General features: G+C 70.2%; 13 protein-coding genes and 2 pseudogenes. 6 read left to right on the top strand and 9 right to left on the bottom strand.

Annotated features, from left to right (window positions below; all coding sequences use genetic code 11):
* The 6 genes from AB0J68_RS11005 to AB0J68_RS11030 all read right to left on the bottom strand — a co-directional run.
* A partial coding sequence (locus AB0J68_RS11005) for a glycoside hydrolase family 2 TIM barrel-domain containing protein (protein WP_363937835.1) occupies positions 1-2390 on the bottom strand: 2390 nt, incomplete at its 3' end.
* A gap of 332 nt (positions 2391-2722) precedes the next feature.
* Complete coding sequence (locus tag AB0J68_RS11010; RefSeq protein WP_354859665.1) at positions 2723-3748, bottom strand: hypothetical protein; 1026 nt, start codon at positions 3746-3748, stop codon at positions 2723-2725.
* Positions 3749-3774: 26 nt separating this feature from the next.
* Complete coding sequence (locus AB0J68_RS11015; RefSeq protein WP_355065851.1) at positions 3775-4002, bottom strand: hypothetical protein; 228 nt, start codon at positions 4000-4002, stop codon at positions 3775-3777.
* Between the two features lie 49 nt (positions 4003-4051).
* On the bottom strand, positions 4052-5557 hold the full coding sequence (locus AB0J68_RS11020; protein ID WP_363937839.1) for a tripartite tricarboxylate transporter permease: 1506 nt from the start codon (positions 5555-5557) through the stop codon (positions 4052-4054).
* Complete coding sequence (locus AB0J68_RS11025) at positions 5557-6216, bottom strand: tripartite tricarboxylate transporter TctB family protein (RefSeq protein WP_363937842.1); 660 nt, start codon at positions 6214-6216, stop codon at positions 5557-5559. Before AB0J68_RS11025 ends, AB0J68_RS11020 begins: the two co-directional genes overlap by 1 nt.
* On the bottom strand, positions 6213-7220 hold the full coding sequence (locus AB0J68_RS11030; protein WP_363937844.1) for a tripartite tricarboxylate transporter substrate binding protein: 1008 nt from the start codon (positions 7218-7220) through the stop codon (positions 6213-6215). The genes AB0J68_RS11025 and AB0J68_RS11030 overlap by 4 nt, the downstream gene beginning before the upstream one ends.
* 99 nt (positions 7221-7319) lie before the next feature.
* Here AB0J68_RS11030 and AB0J68_RS11035 point away from each other — a divergent pair, with 99 nt between their 5' ends.
* Together AB0J68_RS11035 and AB0J68_RS11040 are read left to right on the top strand one after the other, a co-directional pair.
* Complete coding sequence (locus AB0J68_RS11035; RefSeq protein ID WP_363937847.1) at positions 7320-9011, top strand: ATP-binding protein; 1692 nt, start codon at positions 7320-7322, stop codon at positions 9009-9011.
* The gene (locus tag AB0J68_RS11040) at positions 9008-9682 is read left to right on the top strand and encodes a response regulator (protein WP_363937849.1); all 675 of its coding nucleotides are present in this window, start codon (positions 9008-9010) and stop codon (positions 9680-9682) included. The genes AB0J68_RS11035 and AB0J68_RS11040 overlap by 4 nt, the downstream gene beginning before the upstream one ends.
* On the opposite strand, the gene AB0J68_RS11045 is transcribed toward AB0J68_RS11040, so the two are convergent.
* Together AB0J68_RS11045 and AB0J68_RS11050 are read right to left on the bottom strand one after the other, a co-directional pair.
* Positions 9664-10215 carry a hypothetical protein gene (locus AB0J68_RS11045; RefSeq protein WP_363937850.1) on the bottom strand — a complete coding sequence of 184 codons (552 nt, stop codon included), beginning with the start codon at positions 10213-10215 and terminating at the stop codon, positions 9664-9666. The genes AB0J68_RS11040 and AB0J68_RS11045 overlap by 19 nt on opposite strands.
* A 137-nt stretch (positions 10216-10352) precedes the next feature.
* A pseudogene (locus AB0J68_RS11050) lies at positions 10353-10607 on the bottom strand (RNA ligase RtcB family protein); the annotation flags it as partial.
* Between the two features lie 318 nt (positions 10608-10925).
* Between AB0J68_RS11050 and AB0J68_RS11055 the strand changes: the two are divergent.
* Positions 10926-11279 carry a hypothetical protein gene (locus tag AB0J68_RS11055; protein ID WP_363937852.1) on the top strand — a complete coding sequence of 118 codons (354 nt, stop codon included), beginning with the start codon at positions 10926-10928 and terminating at the stop codon, positions 11277-11279.
* Between the two features lie 129 nt (positions 11280-11408).
* Here the strand turns inward: AB0J68_RS11055 and AB0J68_RS11060 are convergent, their stop codons facing one another.
* Complete coding sequence (locus AB0J68_RS11060) at positions 11409-12173, bottom strand: hypothetical protein (protein WP_363937855.1); 765 nt, start codon at positions 12171-12173, stop codon at positions 11409-11411.
* A gap of 554 nt (positions 12174-12727) precedes the next feature.
* On the opposite strand from AB0J68_RS11060, the gene AB0J68_RS11065 reads away from it, so the two are divergent.
* The 3 genes and pseudogenes from AB0J68_RS11065 to AB0J68_RS11075 form a co-directional block, all read left to right on the top strand.
* Entirely contained in the window at positions 12728-13195 is a 468-nt protein-coding gene (locus AB0J68_RS11065) for a hypothetical protein (protein ID WP_363937857.1), read from the top strand.
* Entirely contained in the window at positions 13188-14096 is a 909-nt protein-coding gene (locus AB0J68_RS11070) for an alpha/beta hydrolase (RefSeq protein ID WP_363937858.1), read from the top strand. Before AB0J68_RS11065 ends, AB0J68_RS11070 begins: the two co-directional genes overlap by 8 nt.
* A gap of 778 nt (positions 14097-14874) precedes the next feature.
* Positions 14875-16284: pseudogene (locus tag AB0J68_RS11075) on the top strand (hypothetical protein); the annotation flags it as partial.

Raw genomic sequence — 16284 nt, forward strand, 5'->3', positions numbered from 1 at the left:
CCGCTCTGCTGGACCGCCTTGGCGCCGTCGGCGGTGGAGTTGCCGGCGATGGCGAGGGGCTTGCCGCTGTTGCGGTTGACGATGCGGTAGGTGCCGGGAGTGGGCCCGGTTCCGCCGCCTCCGCCGAGGTTCAGGTATTCGGCCGAGTCGGTGAAGAGGGTGCTGCCGGACTTGGCGGTCGACAGCTGCAGGTACACGCGGCTTCCGGTGGCGGGGGTGGTGAAGGACACCGGTTGGGTGACCCGTGAGCCGAGTGGGATGGTCAGGCTGCTGTTGCCGGACGCGACGAGGGTGCCGGTCGGGCTGTCGAGTCGGGCGGTCCAGGCGAAGTCCACCGAGGTGTTGGTGAGGTCGTCGTTGAAGACGGTGATGTTGCGGGTCACCGTGGCGTTTCGGGTGTAGCTGGGTACCGCCTGCGGCAGCGGGAAGCTGCCGTTCGAGTCCGAGGCGCCGGAGGCGGACCAGTAGGGGAGGTCGACCGCGGCCACCGGGTTGAACGCCGCCTGCACGCGCTGGATCTGTGCGTTGCTCCACGGGTCGGTCAGATTGTCCGCGCCGTAGACCGGGCGAGTGCCCTCCTCCGTGGTGAAGTCGGTGGTTCGCACGCCCGGCACCACGCTGGCCCAGGCAGACAGCAGCGTGTAGGGGCGCAGGTCGCTGGCGTCCTTGCCGCGCTTGGCAGCAGTTGCGGTGGCGAACCACGTGAAGCCCTGCCTGGTGCTGCAGGCGGGCCAGATGTACTCGCCTTCGCCGTCCGGACGCCCGGAATTGCGATTCAGGGCCTCGCCGTACCGGCCGACACCGTCCAGGTAGTGCGCGAAGATGGCGAAGTTGGAGTAGTTCATGGCCGGGTACCGGCTGGCCGAGTCCGCGCCCGGAGCGGCGTCGATGCTGATCGGCCGGGTGCCGTCGTTGCCGTTCATCGCCGCGTACAGGTCCTGTTGGAACTGCTGCGAGTCGTTGTTGTTGAAGCTGGGCTCGTTGATCTGGCTCCAGCGGATGATCGCCGGATGGTTGCGGTCGCGCAGGGTCAGCGCACGAGCGTGGGCCACCATGTCGTTGCGTCCGGACACGAAGTCCTGGGCACCGCTGCGGATGGCGGTCTCGTCGATGACCATCAGGCCCATCTCGTCGGCCACGTCGAGCATGTACGGGCTGGCCGGTTCCATGTGCATGCGTACCACGTTGTAGTTGAGACGCTGGTAGTTGTCCACCGCCTCGGGCCAGCCGCCGTTGCCAGACGACGGCGGCAGGAAGCCGGGCAGGGTGTCGTACGCGTCGCCCTTCCCGCCGTAGTTGACCCGGTCGTAGTCGGCGCCCTGCAGGCTGTCGCCTCGGAAGTTCACCCGCACGCCGTTGAGGTAGTAGTACTCGCCGTTCTGCGTGCTCTCCCGGAACCCGAAGCGGTACGTGGCGTCACTGGTGCGGCCGTCGTCAACGGTGGCGTGGATCGCCAGGCGGTGCAGTTGGGGCCGGTATCCGGACCGGTACGGCACATTGGGCCACCAGTACGAGGTGGTGCCGAGGTCCCACGCCACGGGGCCCACCGTGACCTTCGCCGTCGAACGGGCCGCCACCGTCACGGTCCGCTGCGGCAGCTGCGGGTAGCTGAAAGAGCCCGCGCCGTCGGACGCGAGCGACCCGCTGAGGGTGACCGTTCTGGTCGCGGCCGAGGAGTTGGTTACCGACACGTCGTAGCTGAGGGTGCGGTTCGCCACCGAGGTACGGACGAACGCGTCGCTGACATACACCGCCGGGTACACCCGCAGGGACGCGGACCGGTAGATGCCCTGCGGTATCGCCTCGGACCAGTCGGCCGCCACCGGGACCAGGTACTTGCCGTCGGACGACTTCAACGCACCGCGGCCCTTCACCTGCACGCTGATCGTATGGGTGGTGCCCGGTGCGGCGTAGCTACTGATGTCGAAGTTCGACGGGGTGAACGCCGTCGTCTGGGTCGCGACCACGCGGCCGTCGACGGAGAGTGTCGCCTGGTGGTTGACGGCGCCGAACTCGATCCAGGTCGACTGCGGCTGCCCCGAGTCCGGCACGGTGATGCTGCGCGAGTACAGCGCCTCGTTCACGTCGGTGAAGCCCTGTTTGTACCAGCCGCCACCGGGCACCGTGATCGAGGTCGTTCCCCGACCCGAGGGCGTGAAGCTCCACGTTCCGCTCAGATCGACCGAGGCGATCGCGGCGTTACCGGCCGCCACGCCGTCAGGTCCGGCGGCCGCGACGCTCTGCGTCGTGACGGGCGCGGCCAGGGCCAACCCGGAGGTCGCCAGGGTCAGGCCGCCCAGCGTCAGGGTCAGGCCGAGCGCCACGGTCGCGGCCAACCCTCTGGCCCACGCCGACAATCGGCCACCCCAGCGGACGTTCGTACGATGCACGGTAACCTCCTGCGACTCGCCCGACAGCCGTATGACTCCGAGCCATGGCGTATGTGCCGGCGTGGTCGAATCGATTCGACGATGCGCCGACGTCGTCGACCGCCCGGGAGGGTAAACACAGTCGACACGTAGATGTGATTAACCGGCAACACGGGTAGTTGAGTCAAGGATTTGGACTCATCTATCTTATGCCGAAGTCTGAAACTCCATCAATCCCGACTAAAGCCGCAGCAAAGGTAGGACGAAAGACCCGTCGGTGCCACCGTCGACGCACCGGCCTCCGACTGAGGCGCCTGCGGGATGATTACGTCCGGCGCCATGGTCAGCGGACGTCATCGGCCGGGCGACGGAGCCTGCCGGCAGAGCCGGCGGTACTCGGCGGTCACCACGGCGAGCAGGAAGAGGTCCACCGCGAGCGCGGAGAGCGCCCCGAACTGGTTGACGGTGAAACTGAAGATCTGCCCGAACAGCAGGTCCACCAGGAGCGCGAGCTTGAACAGCCGGAAGGCCCGCACCCGGTCGCGGGGCAGCAGCGACGCCCCACGGATGCTGAGCACCACGGTGATCAGCGCCGAGGCCGAGATCCCCAGCACCGCGCGCCATTCCCGCTGGTGGTCGAGCTGGCCGGTGACCGCGTCCAGAAAGACGTTCCCCACGACCACGAACGGCTCGCCGACCAGATAGAGCACCACCAGCGCCACCACCCACCGCTGGGTGGTCAGCCAGACCACGGCCCGGCGGCCCCACCTGAGCCACGGCTGCCAGAACCGGGAGCCGGCTGGCTCGCGTCGAGGCACCGCGTCGAGCAGCCGGGCCACTCCCTCCTCGACGTCCGGACCGCACCCACGGACCAGCCGGGCGACCGCCGCGCGACGATCATCGGTGAGGCCGGTGCGGAGCCCACCAACCACCCCGTACAGGGCGTTCGCCGTACGCTCGGGGCCGGAGAGCCGGGCCCGCCCCCGGAGGGCCTGAGTGATCACCACCAGCAGGGCGAAGGCGCCGTAGATGATGCCGGCGGCCGGGGCGTAGAAGTAGTCGGTTCCGGCGGTGACGAACTTGCCCACCTCGTCGATGAACAGCCCGAACCCGATCCCGCCCAGAACCGCGCCGAGGATCCGCGCCGCGCTACCGAGGAAGACCAGCGCGACCCCCAGGCCGGCGGTCATCAGGACACCACCCCAGAGCACGTGCGCGATGTGCAGCCCACCTTCGCCGAGTTGCGGATAGCCGGCCGCCTGGAGGAACGCGCGGGTGACCAGCACCGTGACCGCGCCGGAGAGGACGAACGCCTGCAGGTACGACGGCGCCTCCAGCACCCGGAGCGGCCTCGACCAGCGGGACGGACGGGCGGGCATGGTCCCGACGCTAGCGGTGCTGTCCGTCACCCCGGGCCGGTTCCGCCGGGAAGGCCGCCGGCCTCGGCACCCCTGCCTCTGCCTGCCCCCTGGCGAACTTGCCGGAAGGTGACCGAGTACCGCAGCTCCGGCACCGGCGGGATGCTGTGCTGCCAGTTGGAGCGGGCGGCCCCGCACAGCACGTACGCCGACCGTGGCGCCAGCTCCACCTCGTACACCCGGCGTTTCTCGGCCGTGCCGCGTTGAAAGCGCATCAGACAGGCGGAGCCCAGCGACAGGCCGACCACGGTCGGCCCCGGCCGCTCATCTCGGCATCAGCCTTCCCCGAACTCCGCTCACGACGAAGCGGCGGAGTACCGGCCAGAGCACTACCACCAGAATTGTGGCGTAGATGGTCCAGGAGACCCAGCCGCCGATCAGGCCGTGCAGCTCGCCACCGGAGAGCTGCAACGCCCGCCGGCCCTGCAACTCGGCACGTGGACCGAGGATCACCCCGACGATCAGCGGCAGGATCGGCAGCCCGAAACGGCGCATCCCGAACCCGAGTAGGCCGAGGGTGAGCAGCAGGAACAGGTCGAACGGCTGGGCGTTGACCGCGTACGCGCCCATCGAGGCGAAGAAGAGAATGCCGGCGTAGAGGTACGGTCGCGGGATCCGCAGCAGCCGCGCCCACGCGGGCGCGAGCGGCAGGTTCAACACCAGCAGCAGCAGGTTGCCCACGAAGAGGCTGGCGATCAGCGTCCAGACCAGGGCGGACTCCCGTTCGAAGAGCAGGGGGCCGGGTTGGATGCCGTACTGCTGGAAGGCTGCCAGCATCACCGCGGCGGTCGCATTCGTCGGCAGGCCGATCGCCAGCATCGGCACTAGCGTGCCGGCGGCCGAGGCGTTGTTCGCCGCCTCCGGGCCGGCCACGCCCTCGATCGCGCCCCTGCCGAACTCCTCCGGGTGCTTCGTCAGCTTCTTTTCCGTGGCGTACGACAGGAAGGTCGGGATCTCCGCGCCACCTGCCGGAAGCGCCCCGAACGGGAATCCGTACGCGGTTCCGCGTAGCCACGGCTTCCAGGACCGTCTCCAGTCCTGCCGCCCCATCCACGGCCGCCCGACCGGGATCACCTCGGTGGCGCGTCGGCGCAGGTGCGCGGCGATCCAGAGCGCCTCGCCGACGGCGAAGATGCCGACCGCCACCACGACCACGTCGATGCCGTCGGCGAGCTGCGGGATGCCCAGGGTGAGTCGCTGCTGGCCGCTCACCGCGTCGATGCCGATGGTGCCGATGACCAGGCCGAGCAGCAGCGAGGCGAAGCCGCGTACCCGGGAGGCACCGAGCACCGCGGTGACCGCCACGAACGACAGCAGCATCAGCGCGAGATAGTCCGGCGCGCCGAGGCTGATCGCGAACGTCACCATCGGTGGGGTCACCAGCACCAGCAGCAGGGTGGCGATGGTGCCGGCGACGAACGAGCCGATCGCGGCGGTGGCCAGCGCCTGCGCGGCGCGACCAGCCTTCGCCATCTTGTTGCCCTCGATCGCGGTGACCACCGAGGAGGACTCGCCCGGGGTGTTCAGCAGGATCGAGGTGGTGGAGCCGCCGTACATGCCGCCGTAGAAGATGCCGGCGAACATAATGAACGCCTGGGTGGGTTCCATCCCGTAGGTGACTGGTAGCAACAGCGCCACCGTCATCGCCGGGCCGATCCCGGGCAACACGCCCACGGCGGTGCCGATGGTCACCCCGAGCAGCGCGATCAGGAGATTCATGGGGGTCAGCACGTTGGCGAACCCGTCGAGCAGGTTTCCGAGGTTGTCCATCACAGGATTCCTTGCAGCACGCCGGCGGGTAGGCTCACGCCCAGCCCGATGGCGAATGTGTAGAAGGTGATCAGCGACAGGGCGACGGCGATCAGCAGGTTACGCACGTAGTGCCGGTTGCCCAGCGCGAACGCTGAGCCCCAGAAGAGCAGCGTCCCGCTGATCACCCAGCCGAGCGGGTCGATGAGCACCGCGTTGACCAGGAACGCGCCGATGAGCAGCAGCACGGTCCGCCAGTCGATCGGGGTCGTGAGGTCGACGTCCTCGCCGGCCTCCGGCGCGCCGCTGCCGCCACGCGCGACGTCCACCGTGTAGATCGCGGCGACGATCAGCAGCAGCACGCCGAGCAGGATCGGCAGCGGCTTCGGGCCGATGGGGTCGGCGGTGCTGATCGCGTGCCCGGTCCGGAACCCGTCGACGATGACCAGCCCGCCGACCAGGGCGAGGAACGCGCACACCGCGTACTGGGCGAGGTCCGGCCGGGGTGCCGGTTCCGCGACGATGTCCGAGTCGGGCTCAGCCGGCGAATCGGTGGTCGGGGGCGTCGCCGCCGGGCCCGTCGGCTGCGCCGGCACCGGTGGTACGGCCACCGGGGTGTTGGCGGCCGAGCGGGGCGGCCGCTGGCCGCCCCGGTCCGGTCCGGTCGTCGTGCCGCTCACGCCAGCCCAAGCTGCTTGAGCAGGTCCGCCACCGACTTGTCCTGTTCGGTGAGGAAGGCGGCGAACGCCTCGCCGGTGACGAAGGCGTCGGTCCAACCCCGCTTGGCCAGCTCGGCCTTCCATTCGGCGGACTCGTGCATCTTCGTCAGCGCGTCGATCCAGACCTGCTTGTCGGCGTCGCTGATGCCCGGCGGCGCGACGATGCCCCGCCAGTTCGTGAAGACCAGGTCGATCCCTGCGGACTTCAGCGTCGGCACGTCCTTGAGCGCGTCGATCGGTGCCTCGCTGGTGACCGCGAGGACCCGGAGCTGGCCGGCCTGGACCTGGTCGAGGAACTCACCGAAGCCGCTCGCGCCGAAGGCCACCTTGCCGCCGAGCACGGCCGGCAGCAGCTCGCCGCCGCCATCGTAGGAGATGAAGTTGACCTGGCGGGGGTCGATGCCGACGGCCTTGGCCAGCTGCATCGGCAGCAGATGGTCCGGGCCGCCGGGCGATGAACCGCCGCCGACCGCGATGGCCTTGGGGTTCGCCTTCCAGGCCGTGACCAGGTCACGGATGCTCTGGTACGGCGAATCTTTCGGCACCACGATGGCGCCGCCCTCCTCGATCATCTTTGCCAGCGCGGTGGTCTGGGTGAGCGTCGCCGATGACTTCGACGTGTACGAGGCGCCTACCACGCCCAGTCCCATCTGCATGGCGAGCTTGCCGTTGCCCTTCTCGTTCACCATGCGCTGAAGGCCGACGGTGCCGCCTGCACCGGGCAGGTTGAAGACCTGCACCCCGGTAGCGATCTTGGCGTCCTCCATGGCCTTGGCCGCGGTGCGGGCAGTGGTGTCGTACCCGCCGCCGGGGGTGTTCGGCACCATGATCCGTAGTCCGGTGACCGGCTTACCGTCGCCGCCGGACCCGCTGCCGCGCTTTTCCGCAGTGGCACCGCAGGCGCTCAGCGCCAAAGCCGTGGTGGCGGCCACGCCTATCACCAGCAGGTTTCTCCGAGTTGCCATCATGTTTCTCTTCCGTTTCGAAGGAGTCCGGCGGCAAGATGATGGCCCCCGGGCAGACGCCACGTCTGCCTTGCGTCACCAGCGGAAGTTGAGGTCTTTGTGGTCGCGGTCACGCCCCGCCGAACGTTGGCCGGGCAACTGCTCGTGCTCCAGCTCGCGATCATCGTGGTCGTGCTGGTGGCGGTGGCCGCTGTCTCGCTGGCCCAGTCCGCAGCGACCTTCAACCGAGTGGAGGGGCGGCGGGTGGCGGCCCTCGGCGAGCAGCTCGCCGGCAGCCCGCTGCTACGCGAGCAGCTCAACTCGCCGGCGCCGGCGGAACTCGTCGCGCCGCTGGTGCAGAACGTGCTGACCCAGGCCCGGGTGACCTCGGTGACCGTGGCCGACGCCCGCGGCCGGGTGGTCAGCTCCACCGACCCGACCCTGGTCGGCAGCCCGCTGGTGCTGGGCGACGGTGCGGTGGCACAAGGCCGGAGCTGGTCCGGCGAGTTGGCGGTCGGCGACTCCCAGGAGCTGGTCGTCCAAGTCCCGGTGCTCGGCGACCGGGAGTGGAACCTGGGCCAGCAGCTCGGCGTCGTGATGATCGGAGAAGCCTCGCCGACCTGGTCGGAGCGGCTGGTCGGGGCCTCGTCCTACCTCTTCACCTATCTCGGCATCGCCAGCGTGCTCGGCCTGGTGGGATCATGGCTGCTGGCCCGCCGGATCAAACGCCAGACCCTCGGCCTGGAGCCACGAGAGATCGCCGGCCTGGCCGAACACCGGGAGGCGCTGCTGCACGGCATCGCCGAGGGAGTGATCGCGCTAGACCCACAGCTGCGGATCACCCTGGTCAACGCGGTGGGGCGGAGACTGCTCGACCTGCCCGAGCACTGCCTCGGCCGCAGCCTCGCCGAGCTGGGGATCTCCGGCCGGCTGCGGGACGTGCTGGCTGGCACCGACAACGACCCCGATGCTCGGGACGAGGTGGTGGTACGCGCCGGGCGGGTATTGGTGATGAACCGGATGACGGTCCGCAAGGACGCCCGCCGGCTGGGTTCGGTGACCACTCTGCGCGACCGCACCGAGCTGGCCCGGCTGGAGCAGGAGATCGGCTCGTTCAAGAGCACCACCGAGCTGCTGCGCGCCCAGACCCACGAGTTCGCCAACCAGCTGCACACCATCTCCGGGCTGATCCAACTTGGCGAGCACGACGAGGTCGTCGGGTACATCGACGCGCTGAGCCGGCACCGGGCCTCCCTAGACCTCACCGTCACCAGCCGGATCCAGGACACGGCGCTGGCGGCCCTTTTGATGGCGAAGTCGGCGCTGGCCGCCGAGCGCCGGGTGGAGCTGCGGATCTCCGAACGGACTGGCCTGGACCGCCTGGAGCCGGCGGTCGCTGCGGACGTCGCGACGGTGCTGGGAAATCTGGTTGACAACGCCCTTGAGGCGGTGGCCGGCGGCCGCGAGAGCCGGACCCTGCCGCCCGGCGGTTCGGCCGGTGCCGGTCAGGACGGCGACGACCTCACGGACCGACCGGCCTGGGTGGAGGTCGAGTTGCGCCGGGACGCCTCCTCGGTGGAGATCGTGGTCCGCGACTCGGGGCCTGGGGTGGCCCCGCAACTCGCGCACGAGGTCTTCACCCACGGATTCACGACCAAGGCGGCACGAGGTGGCGAACGGGGCATCGGACTGGCGCTCACCCGGCTGGTCTGTCACCGTCGCGGCGGTGAGGTCGCGGTGACGAACACCGAGGAGGGTGCGATGTTCACGGCCCGGATGTCCGTGACCGGTGCGCTGGAGGCGAGCCGGTGATCGACGTACTGGTGGTCGACGACGACTTCATGGTGGCCCGAATCCACCGTGGCTTCGTCGAGCGGATCGACGGCTTCCAGGTGGTCGGCACGGCCAGCACCGGTGAGGAGGCGGTCACCGCCGTTCACGAACTCCGCCCGGACCTGGTGCTGCTCGACCTCTATCTGCCGGACATGTTCGGCCTCGACGTGGTGACCCGGCTGCGGGCCGCCCGGCACGACTGCGACGTACTGGTGATCAGCGCGGCCCGCGAGGCCGAAGCGGTGCGGCGGGCGGTCCGTTACGGCGCGGTCAACTACCTGCTCAAGCCATTCGGCTTCGACGAGCTGCGGACCCGCTTGGAGCAGTACGCCGCGCGGCGTAACTCCCCGCGCGTCACCCTGGTGACCGACCAGTCCGACGTGGACCGAGTGCTGTCCCGCAGCGGCTCGCACATTGCCAGCTCGGCGCTGCCCCGTGGCCTCAGCGCCGAGACTGCCGAGCTGGTGAAGCGGGCCCTGCAGGAGCACGCCGACACCTTCTCCGCGGCCGAGTGCGCCAGCGCCGTCGGGATCTCCCGGGTCAGTGCCCGGCGATACCTGGAACACTTCGCTGACATTGGCCGGGCGCACGTCGGTCTCCGCTACGGCTCCGCCGGACGACCGGAGCGGCGCTACCGATGGCTCTCCTGAGTGCCGCGGCGGGTCGGGACGACGGCTACTGCCGTCGGAGCAGTCAGCGCTGACTCGGGCGATCCGCCGTTGGGCCACGCGGCGACGTCGTCAGCCGGTAGCGCTCTCGTCGACCACGGCACCGCGCCGACCCTCCCTTCCAGGCGCAGGCCGTCGGGCCGGTGCCGATCGGCCGCCAACGGGTCGTCGAGCAGGTCGGCCAGCGCCGCCAACGTGGTGTCGACGGGCCTTAGCGACAGCGGACCGGTTTCCAGGCCGGCGAAACACCCCCGCCACGGCGCCAGTTCGGCGTAGGAGCGGCGGGCGACCTCCCGGTCACCCAGCCGGACGGCGACCTCACCGCGCACGCAGGCCCACCGCAGCCAGAAGTAGTCGGGTCGGATAGGCAGCTCCGGTCTCCAGACGGCGCGCGCCTGCTCCAGTTCGCCGGCCTCCAGCAGGGCCAGGTCGAGCAGGTCGTGGCTGCAGTCGAACCAGGACAGCACGGCCAGCGACTCGCGGTCCTCCCGGTTTTTGATCAATTCTCGCTGCATCATGGTCAGTCCACACAACCATCCATGATCGACGGCGGCTGCCCTCAGTCCCGCATCGCATCCAACCGCAGCGCAGCCAAGGTCAACAACCCCGGCTGGAGTACTAACCGCAGCACGTCTCGGTGTGTCTTTACAGCTTCGACCAGGTCGTGACACTGGTTGACGGTCGGCTCGGTGGGCTCGGCAGACAGTGCGTGGGCGACCCGGGCGGTCATCAGCCGCCGGTTGAGCGATCCCCAGCGTACGGCGGCGCCGTGCATCGCCAGATAGGCGACGGGATCGGGAGTGGGGCCCACGCTCTGGACCTCGGTGTGCGCCCGCAGGATCCGCTCGCCCAGTCCGCGACCACCGTGGACGACGAGGAGGAGGTCGTCGGCGGCGAACCGGAGCCTACGGTGCGCGGCAAGCGAGTTTCGGCCGCACGGTCGCCGCGAGCCGCACCGGTTCGCCGGACAACGAGGGGCGCCTGGTCGATACACTGGCGCCCGTCGATCGGGCCAGACCGGAGGATCCATGGGGAAGTTACTGTGTTCGCCCTCGTCACCCCTCCGGATAATGCCTCGGCACCCAAGGTGGACACCGCTAGCCCGTCGGCAGGTTTGCCGGCCGGTCCCAGAGGGGGAACCGTCAGCGGAAGCTCCGCTCCCTCCGATCCGGGTGGGGCACCTTCCTCCTCGACGGACAAGGTTCGCTGGGCGCATCCGGTGCGGATGACCTTTGTCGACCTCGACTCGGTCCCGGCCCAGGTGCTGAGCGGCAACGACAAGGCGAGCGTCTGGGTCAACTACGGCACCTCGGAAAACGTGCTCTACGGCCTCAACGGCGGCTTCTTCACCACGAAGCCCAGCATCGCCGCCTGGCAGGAAGCGCCGCGGCCCACCCGCCAGCAGTGCGCCGACCTCATCTCCACGCAGGGGAACGAAACGCTCCCGATCGCCGACGACAGCCGCTTCTGCGTCAGGACGGCGGCGGATCGACTCGCCTACCTCGCCGTCAAGAAGTTCGACCGGGCGAGCGGCACGTATCTGGCCGACGTGACGGTCTGGGAGACCCCCGAGAGGTAGCCATAGCGCCGGGATACGACCCAGAGGGTAATGCGTCTCGTCGGCCACGAGCGTGCGCTGAGGGGCCTACCAGGTCTGCTCGCCCACGGCGGCCGGAACGTCGGGCCGCCGGGTACCCGGTAGGTGCGCTCAGGGGAGCAGAATCGGGTCGCCGAGGCCGATGCCGGGCAGACCGCCGCCGTTATTGCCGCCAGCGACGTCGATGCCCGCCTGTAACGGGCTTTTTAGTTTTCCCGGGGCGTACAACTGGATCCGCAATCGCGAGATGCCGGCCACGCTGATGTTGATCGATGCGGGGTTCCCGGGCGTGATGGTATACGTCTTGGGCGGGTGCCGGTCCAGCGTGATGTCGATTCGGTACTTGCCGGTGCTGGTGTCCAGGACGGCCGCCGTGGTTCTGAATCGGCTGAATTTCTTACCCAGAGTCACCTCGCGTACTTGCGGAGAAGATCCGTCGCAGTAGAGCGAGCATTGATAGATGAGTGCGTGGCCGTACGCCGTGCCGTTGATTTCCACCGTGCCGGGCTCGTCGAGGTCGATGCTGCTGTTGGTGTCTCCGTCGACGGCGGGCAAGTCGAGCAGGGAGGTAGCCATCACCGGAGGTGGTTCCGTGGTCGCCGGCGTAGATGGCGTCGCCTGCGTCGATGTCGCGCTGGCAGGTGGGGTGGTCGATCCCCGTGGGATCGCCCGACCCGCGTCCTGGGGGGGAGTGCCGGCATCCGGTTGGGACCGGAGCTGCGCTACCGCCTGAATACCGCCGAAGACAACGAGAGCCACGATCAACGCGGCCACGTAGCGTCTCATGCGATGGGCTTTGTCCACCACGGCGTCGGCGATGACGCCGGCTATCGCGCCGCCAGCGAACGCCGCAATGGCCGCCACGAATGTCAACATAACTCCAGTGTGCATTGCCACCAGCCGGGTGCAGTGGTCGACCCGGACGACGGCCTGGGGTCTGTGGTCGACCCTGTTCGACGCCTACAGTCGTGTCATGCGAAGGAGGGTGACACTCGCACGGCCGGCCGCGTCCACATCCACGTCGACGCTGCCGCAGTGGGCACCGCCGTGTTCGCCGGATCACCGCGGTGGGCCCGGACGCCGCAAGCGGTCGAAGTAGGACCCAGGGCCCCGGCAAAGTCGTGGCGTGTCCGGCTTGATGGGGTTGGTGTAGGCGCGTCCTTCTTGGTGGAGCAGGGCGGGCATGACCGGTTGAGAAGGTCATCAAGGTTCCTAAGCCTGTTGATCTGTCCACAGTGAGGCGAGCCCGCGCTGGCCGGCCCGCGCCGCCGCGCAGCGCCACCGCCGCGATCTCCTGCGGTCCCACGTAGCGCTAACGCCGTTGTTGCCCGGGCGCCGATCGACCGTACCGCCCACCGTGCCCACGCCATCGTGCTTGACGCTCAACGTTAAGTGCTTGACGATGGGTGTCAAGTAGCGGAGGAGGCAGCATGTCGCCAACCCACGAGGAACTGACCGAGCATCTCATCCGATTGATCGACATCCGCTTGCTCGACCCCCTCGAAATCCTGGTCGACGGCCACGACGTCATCGACCCGCTGCGCGCCGTCATCCGGGAGCGGGCCCGATCCTGGGCCACCACGATCGTCAGCGGCGACGACCGGGCCGCCGTCAGCGTGGTCATGCGAGCGATCTCCACCCTCTACCCGGGGGACGGACCGTTCGACCCACCCAACGACTGGTGGCGCAGCCCTCTCGGCCGGGCCGTCGCGCGACGGGTCGGCCACCCGACCGCCGAATCCGTGTCGTACACGGTGGCCGGCGCCATGCTCGGCATCACCCGCCAGGGCGTCCACGACCTGGTCACCCGCGACAAGCTCGCCCGCCACCCCGAAGGCGGCGTGCGCTGCGCCTCCGTACGCGACCGACTGCTCAAGGAAGGAACCCGACGTGCCTGAGAGCATCATCCACTCCCGGACCGTGCCCATCGCGATCAGCGACTTCGGCGGACCCGGACAACCGCTGCTGCTCCTGCACGGCGCCGGCGGCAACCTCGCCCAGATGACCACCCTCGCCGAGCACCTACGCCCGACCCACCGAGTGGTCACCGTCGACCTGCGCGGTCACGGCCAGTCCGGAGACGGCCCGTGGCGCTGGGACGACGTACTGGCCGACCTGGCCGCCGTCACCGACCACCTCGGCCTCACCTCCCCAGCGGTGGTCGGCGTCTCCCTCGGCGGCATGCTCGCCACCCTCTGGGCGCAGCGTCACCCGGAGTGCCCCGGTGCCGTCAGCCTCGACGGCAATCCGCCGTTAAACCGTCCGGACCAGCTCGCCGGGCTGGATTCGGAGCAGGCCGAGACCGAGCTGGCCAAGCTGCGGGCCGTCTTCGACGAGATGGCCGCGATGCTGGCCGAACCGCTAACCGCCGACCAGGTCGCCGCCATGCTCGCGGGGCAGCGGGCCATGGCCCAGCGCTACGGCGCCACACCCGACGACTGGGTGGCGGCCTTCGAACGCAACCTCGCGCCCGGCGACGACGGCCGCAGCCAGCTGCGGCCCACCCCGGACCTCACCCGGCAGCTCCGGGACGCCATGAACTCCCTCAACCTGATGCCCGCCTACCGCGACGCCCGCTGCCCGCTGCTGCTCGTCCTCGCCACCGAGGACCTACCCGAACAACAGCCGTTCCACAGCCTGTACGAGGCATATCGCAAGATCACCGCCGAACGACTTGCCACTGTGGACAACCCGTCACTGCGGGTGCGCCACCTCGCCGGCGCCAGCCACGCGATGGTCGCCGAACGCCCACAGGAGCTCGCTACCCTCATCACCGACTTCCTCAGCCCTCACGACTGAGGGCAACCCCGCAGGAGCCCACCTCCTCGCGTAGGTCGGACCTGCCTGGCCGGGTGGGTCGTCGCCTGCATCGCGGGATCGTTCGCGACGGTGTGCCGGCCACCCGGGGACGTGGCTGGCCACCGTCAGCAAGCGCCGGACCACCGATGCTCCGCCGCCGACCAACCCAGCAGCGCACGCTCGCCGAACCCGGCCGAGACTGGTGGTAGCAGGACGGGCATGACAGCTCGGATGATCCTCGATCTTCCTCTACGCCTTGTTGATCGTCCGAAGCGAACCTGCCCGACCTGTCATCATCGCTGATCTCGTCTGTGTCCAGCGCGCCGGATGTCACCGTGCCCGAAACCGCTGCTGGACTGCCCCGGCGGGAGTGAAAGTCAGCCTCATGGAGCCCAGACACAAGATGAGTCGATCGCAGAGGCTGGGGCGCGGGGCGTACGCGTCCAACCACCGACTCAGGCCGCGCAACCACTCCCGGCCTGGCCAGAGCGCCACATCCGGCCGCTTGGGCAGCAGCGCCTTGTCGAGGTCCGCCTCGTCGCGCCGGAAAGACCTGTCCTTACCTGGTCCTGGGACGTGCCGGGCTCCGGGGAGAAGACGGTCGAGGATCGTGGGCCAGACGGTGAACAGTCGCTGGCTCGGGTTGATACCTGCTTCTCTACCTCCCCGTGACGGCGGCCCGCCGGCCCGGGCGCGATCACCGTTGAACCGCCGGCGGCCAGGTCCGTAGTGAGCCGGGACGGCAGGATGAGGTGTCGGTGGAGAGGGAGGGCGACGGGTGCGGATGCGGTGGGCCGTTCAGGCGGTGCTGGTGCTGGTCGGGATCTGGCTGGTGCCGACCGGTCCGGCGCATGCCGCGCCGACGGAGACCGGTCGGTACTACGTGGTCGGCCCGCCGGTCGACGGGCAACGGGAATACCTTTATGCCATAGCGTTGCGTACGCTCGGCAACGGCAACCGGTACCGGGAGATCGTTGACCTCAACACCGGTCGGGCCCAGCCGGATGGTGAGACGTTCACCGACGGCCTGGTGCTCAACCCGGGCTGGGTGCTCGTCCTGCCCCCGGACGCCAAGGGCCAGGGGGTACGCATCGGCCCGCTGCCCCGGCCCCGGGCCCGCCCCACCCCGCCGGTGACCAGGACGCCGCCCGCCCAGCGGTCCGCCCCGGCGCCCACCACGGCCGCGCCGCCCCGTATCACGGCCGCGCCGAGCAGTGTGCCGCCGTCCGCGCCCGCCCGGCCTCCGGCCACCACGGAGGTCGCCGCGCCCCGGCGGCAGGAACCCACGACCCCGGCCGGCCTCGACCCGCTGGTGATCCGGGTCGGCGCGGGCGTCCTGTCGGTGCTGCTCGCGGTGGCGGCGATCGTGCTGCTGCGACCGGGCCGCTCCGGTCGTGGCCTGCCGGTGGCCGGCGACGACGGGCCGTGGCCGCCTGAGCGGCACCACACGCCCGCTCCCGCCGACGCCGCGAGGGCGCCGCTTGCCGCGCCGGCCACGGACATGCCCGCGACACCGGACGGGCTTCCCGCGAACGCGCCGTCCTCGACGGACGGAGCAGCCACCTCATTCCTTCAGGACGACACGACGGCGTCCGGCCCGGCGAACGAGGCGCCGCAGCCGTCCCCGGTGGAGGCGTCGTCCGTGGCCACGCGAACCCGGCCGGCCTCCGTAGCCGAGTCGCCTGGGCCCTCCGCCGCGACCGGACGATCGGTGGGCGGACGGGTCGTCCAGGCCTCCGACAACGAGCGGCGCGCCACGCCGGCGGAGGCGGACGTGGCGCGTCCGGCCGGCACGCCGGCCCGGATGGAGGCCTCGACGGATGTGCCGCGCCCGCCGCTGCCGGCCGGGGACGAGGCGCCGTACCTCACCGCCGACCTGGACACCGACGTCGGCCCGGCCCGGGTCCGGCTGGTCGGCGTGGCGGCCGGGCGCGGCGCGCCGCCGTACGCCTGGTTGGGTCCGGGGGAGGTGGCGCCGCCGGCGGTGCTGCCGCTGGTGCTGGGACGCAGTGGGCCGTGGCGGCTGCACGTGGATCTCGCCCGGGTGCCGGACGTGTTCACGCTCGTCGGTCCGGTGGCGGTCTGCGGCCGCGCGGCCGCCGCCCGCGGCCGCAGCCGCTCCTCCGGCGCAGGCGGCGGGGCGGTCCGGGCGGCGACGCGCGGCGCGGGGGAGGCAGCCGGCGGCCGC

Origin of the sequence: Micromonospora sp. NPDC049580, assembly GCF_040675595.1 — a bacterium.
GTDB lineage: Bacteria > Actinomycetota > Actinomycetes > Mycobacteriales > Micromonosporaceae > Micromonospora.

Excerpts from the sequence above, each read along its gene's own strand:
- AB0J68_RS11065 (WP_363937857.1), top strand. The coding sequence starts at position 12,728 with ATGTCGCCAACCCACGAGGAACTGACCGAGCATCTCATCCGATTGATC.
- AB0J68_RS11060 (WP_363937855.1), bottom strand. The coding sequence starts at position 12,173 with ATGTTGACATTCGTGGCGGCCATTGCGGCGTTCGCTGGCGGCGCGATA.
- AB0J68_RS11030 (WP_363937844.1), bottom strand. The coding sequence starts at position 7,220 with ATGGCAACTCGGAGAAACCTGCTGGTGATAGGCGTGGCCGCCACCACG.
- AB0J68_RS11010 (WP_354859665.1), bottom strand. The coding sequence starts at position 3,748 with ATGCCCGCCCGTCCGTCCCGCTGGTCGAGGCCGCTCCGGGTGCTGGAG.
- AB0J68_RS11045 (WP_363937850.1), bottom strand. The coding sequence starts at position 10,215 with ATGCAGCGAGAATTGATCAAAAACCGGGAGGACCGCGAGTCGCTGGCC.
- AB0J68_RS11015 (WP_355065851.1), bottom strand. The coding sequence starts at position 4,002 with ATGCGCTTTCAACGCGGCACGGCCGAGAAACGCCGGGTGTACGAGGTG.
- AB0J68_RS11055 (WP_363937852.1), top strand. The coding sequence starts at position 10,926 with ATGACCTTTGTCGACCTCGACTCGGTCCCGGCCCAGGTGCTGAGCGGC.
- AB0J68_RS11020 (WP_363937839.1), bottom strand. The coding sequence starts at position 5,557 with ATGGACAACCTCGGAAACCTGCTCGACGGGTTCGCCAACGTGCTGACC.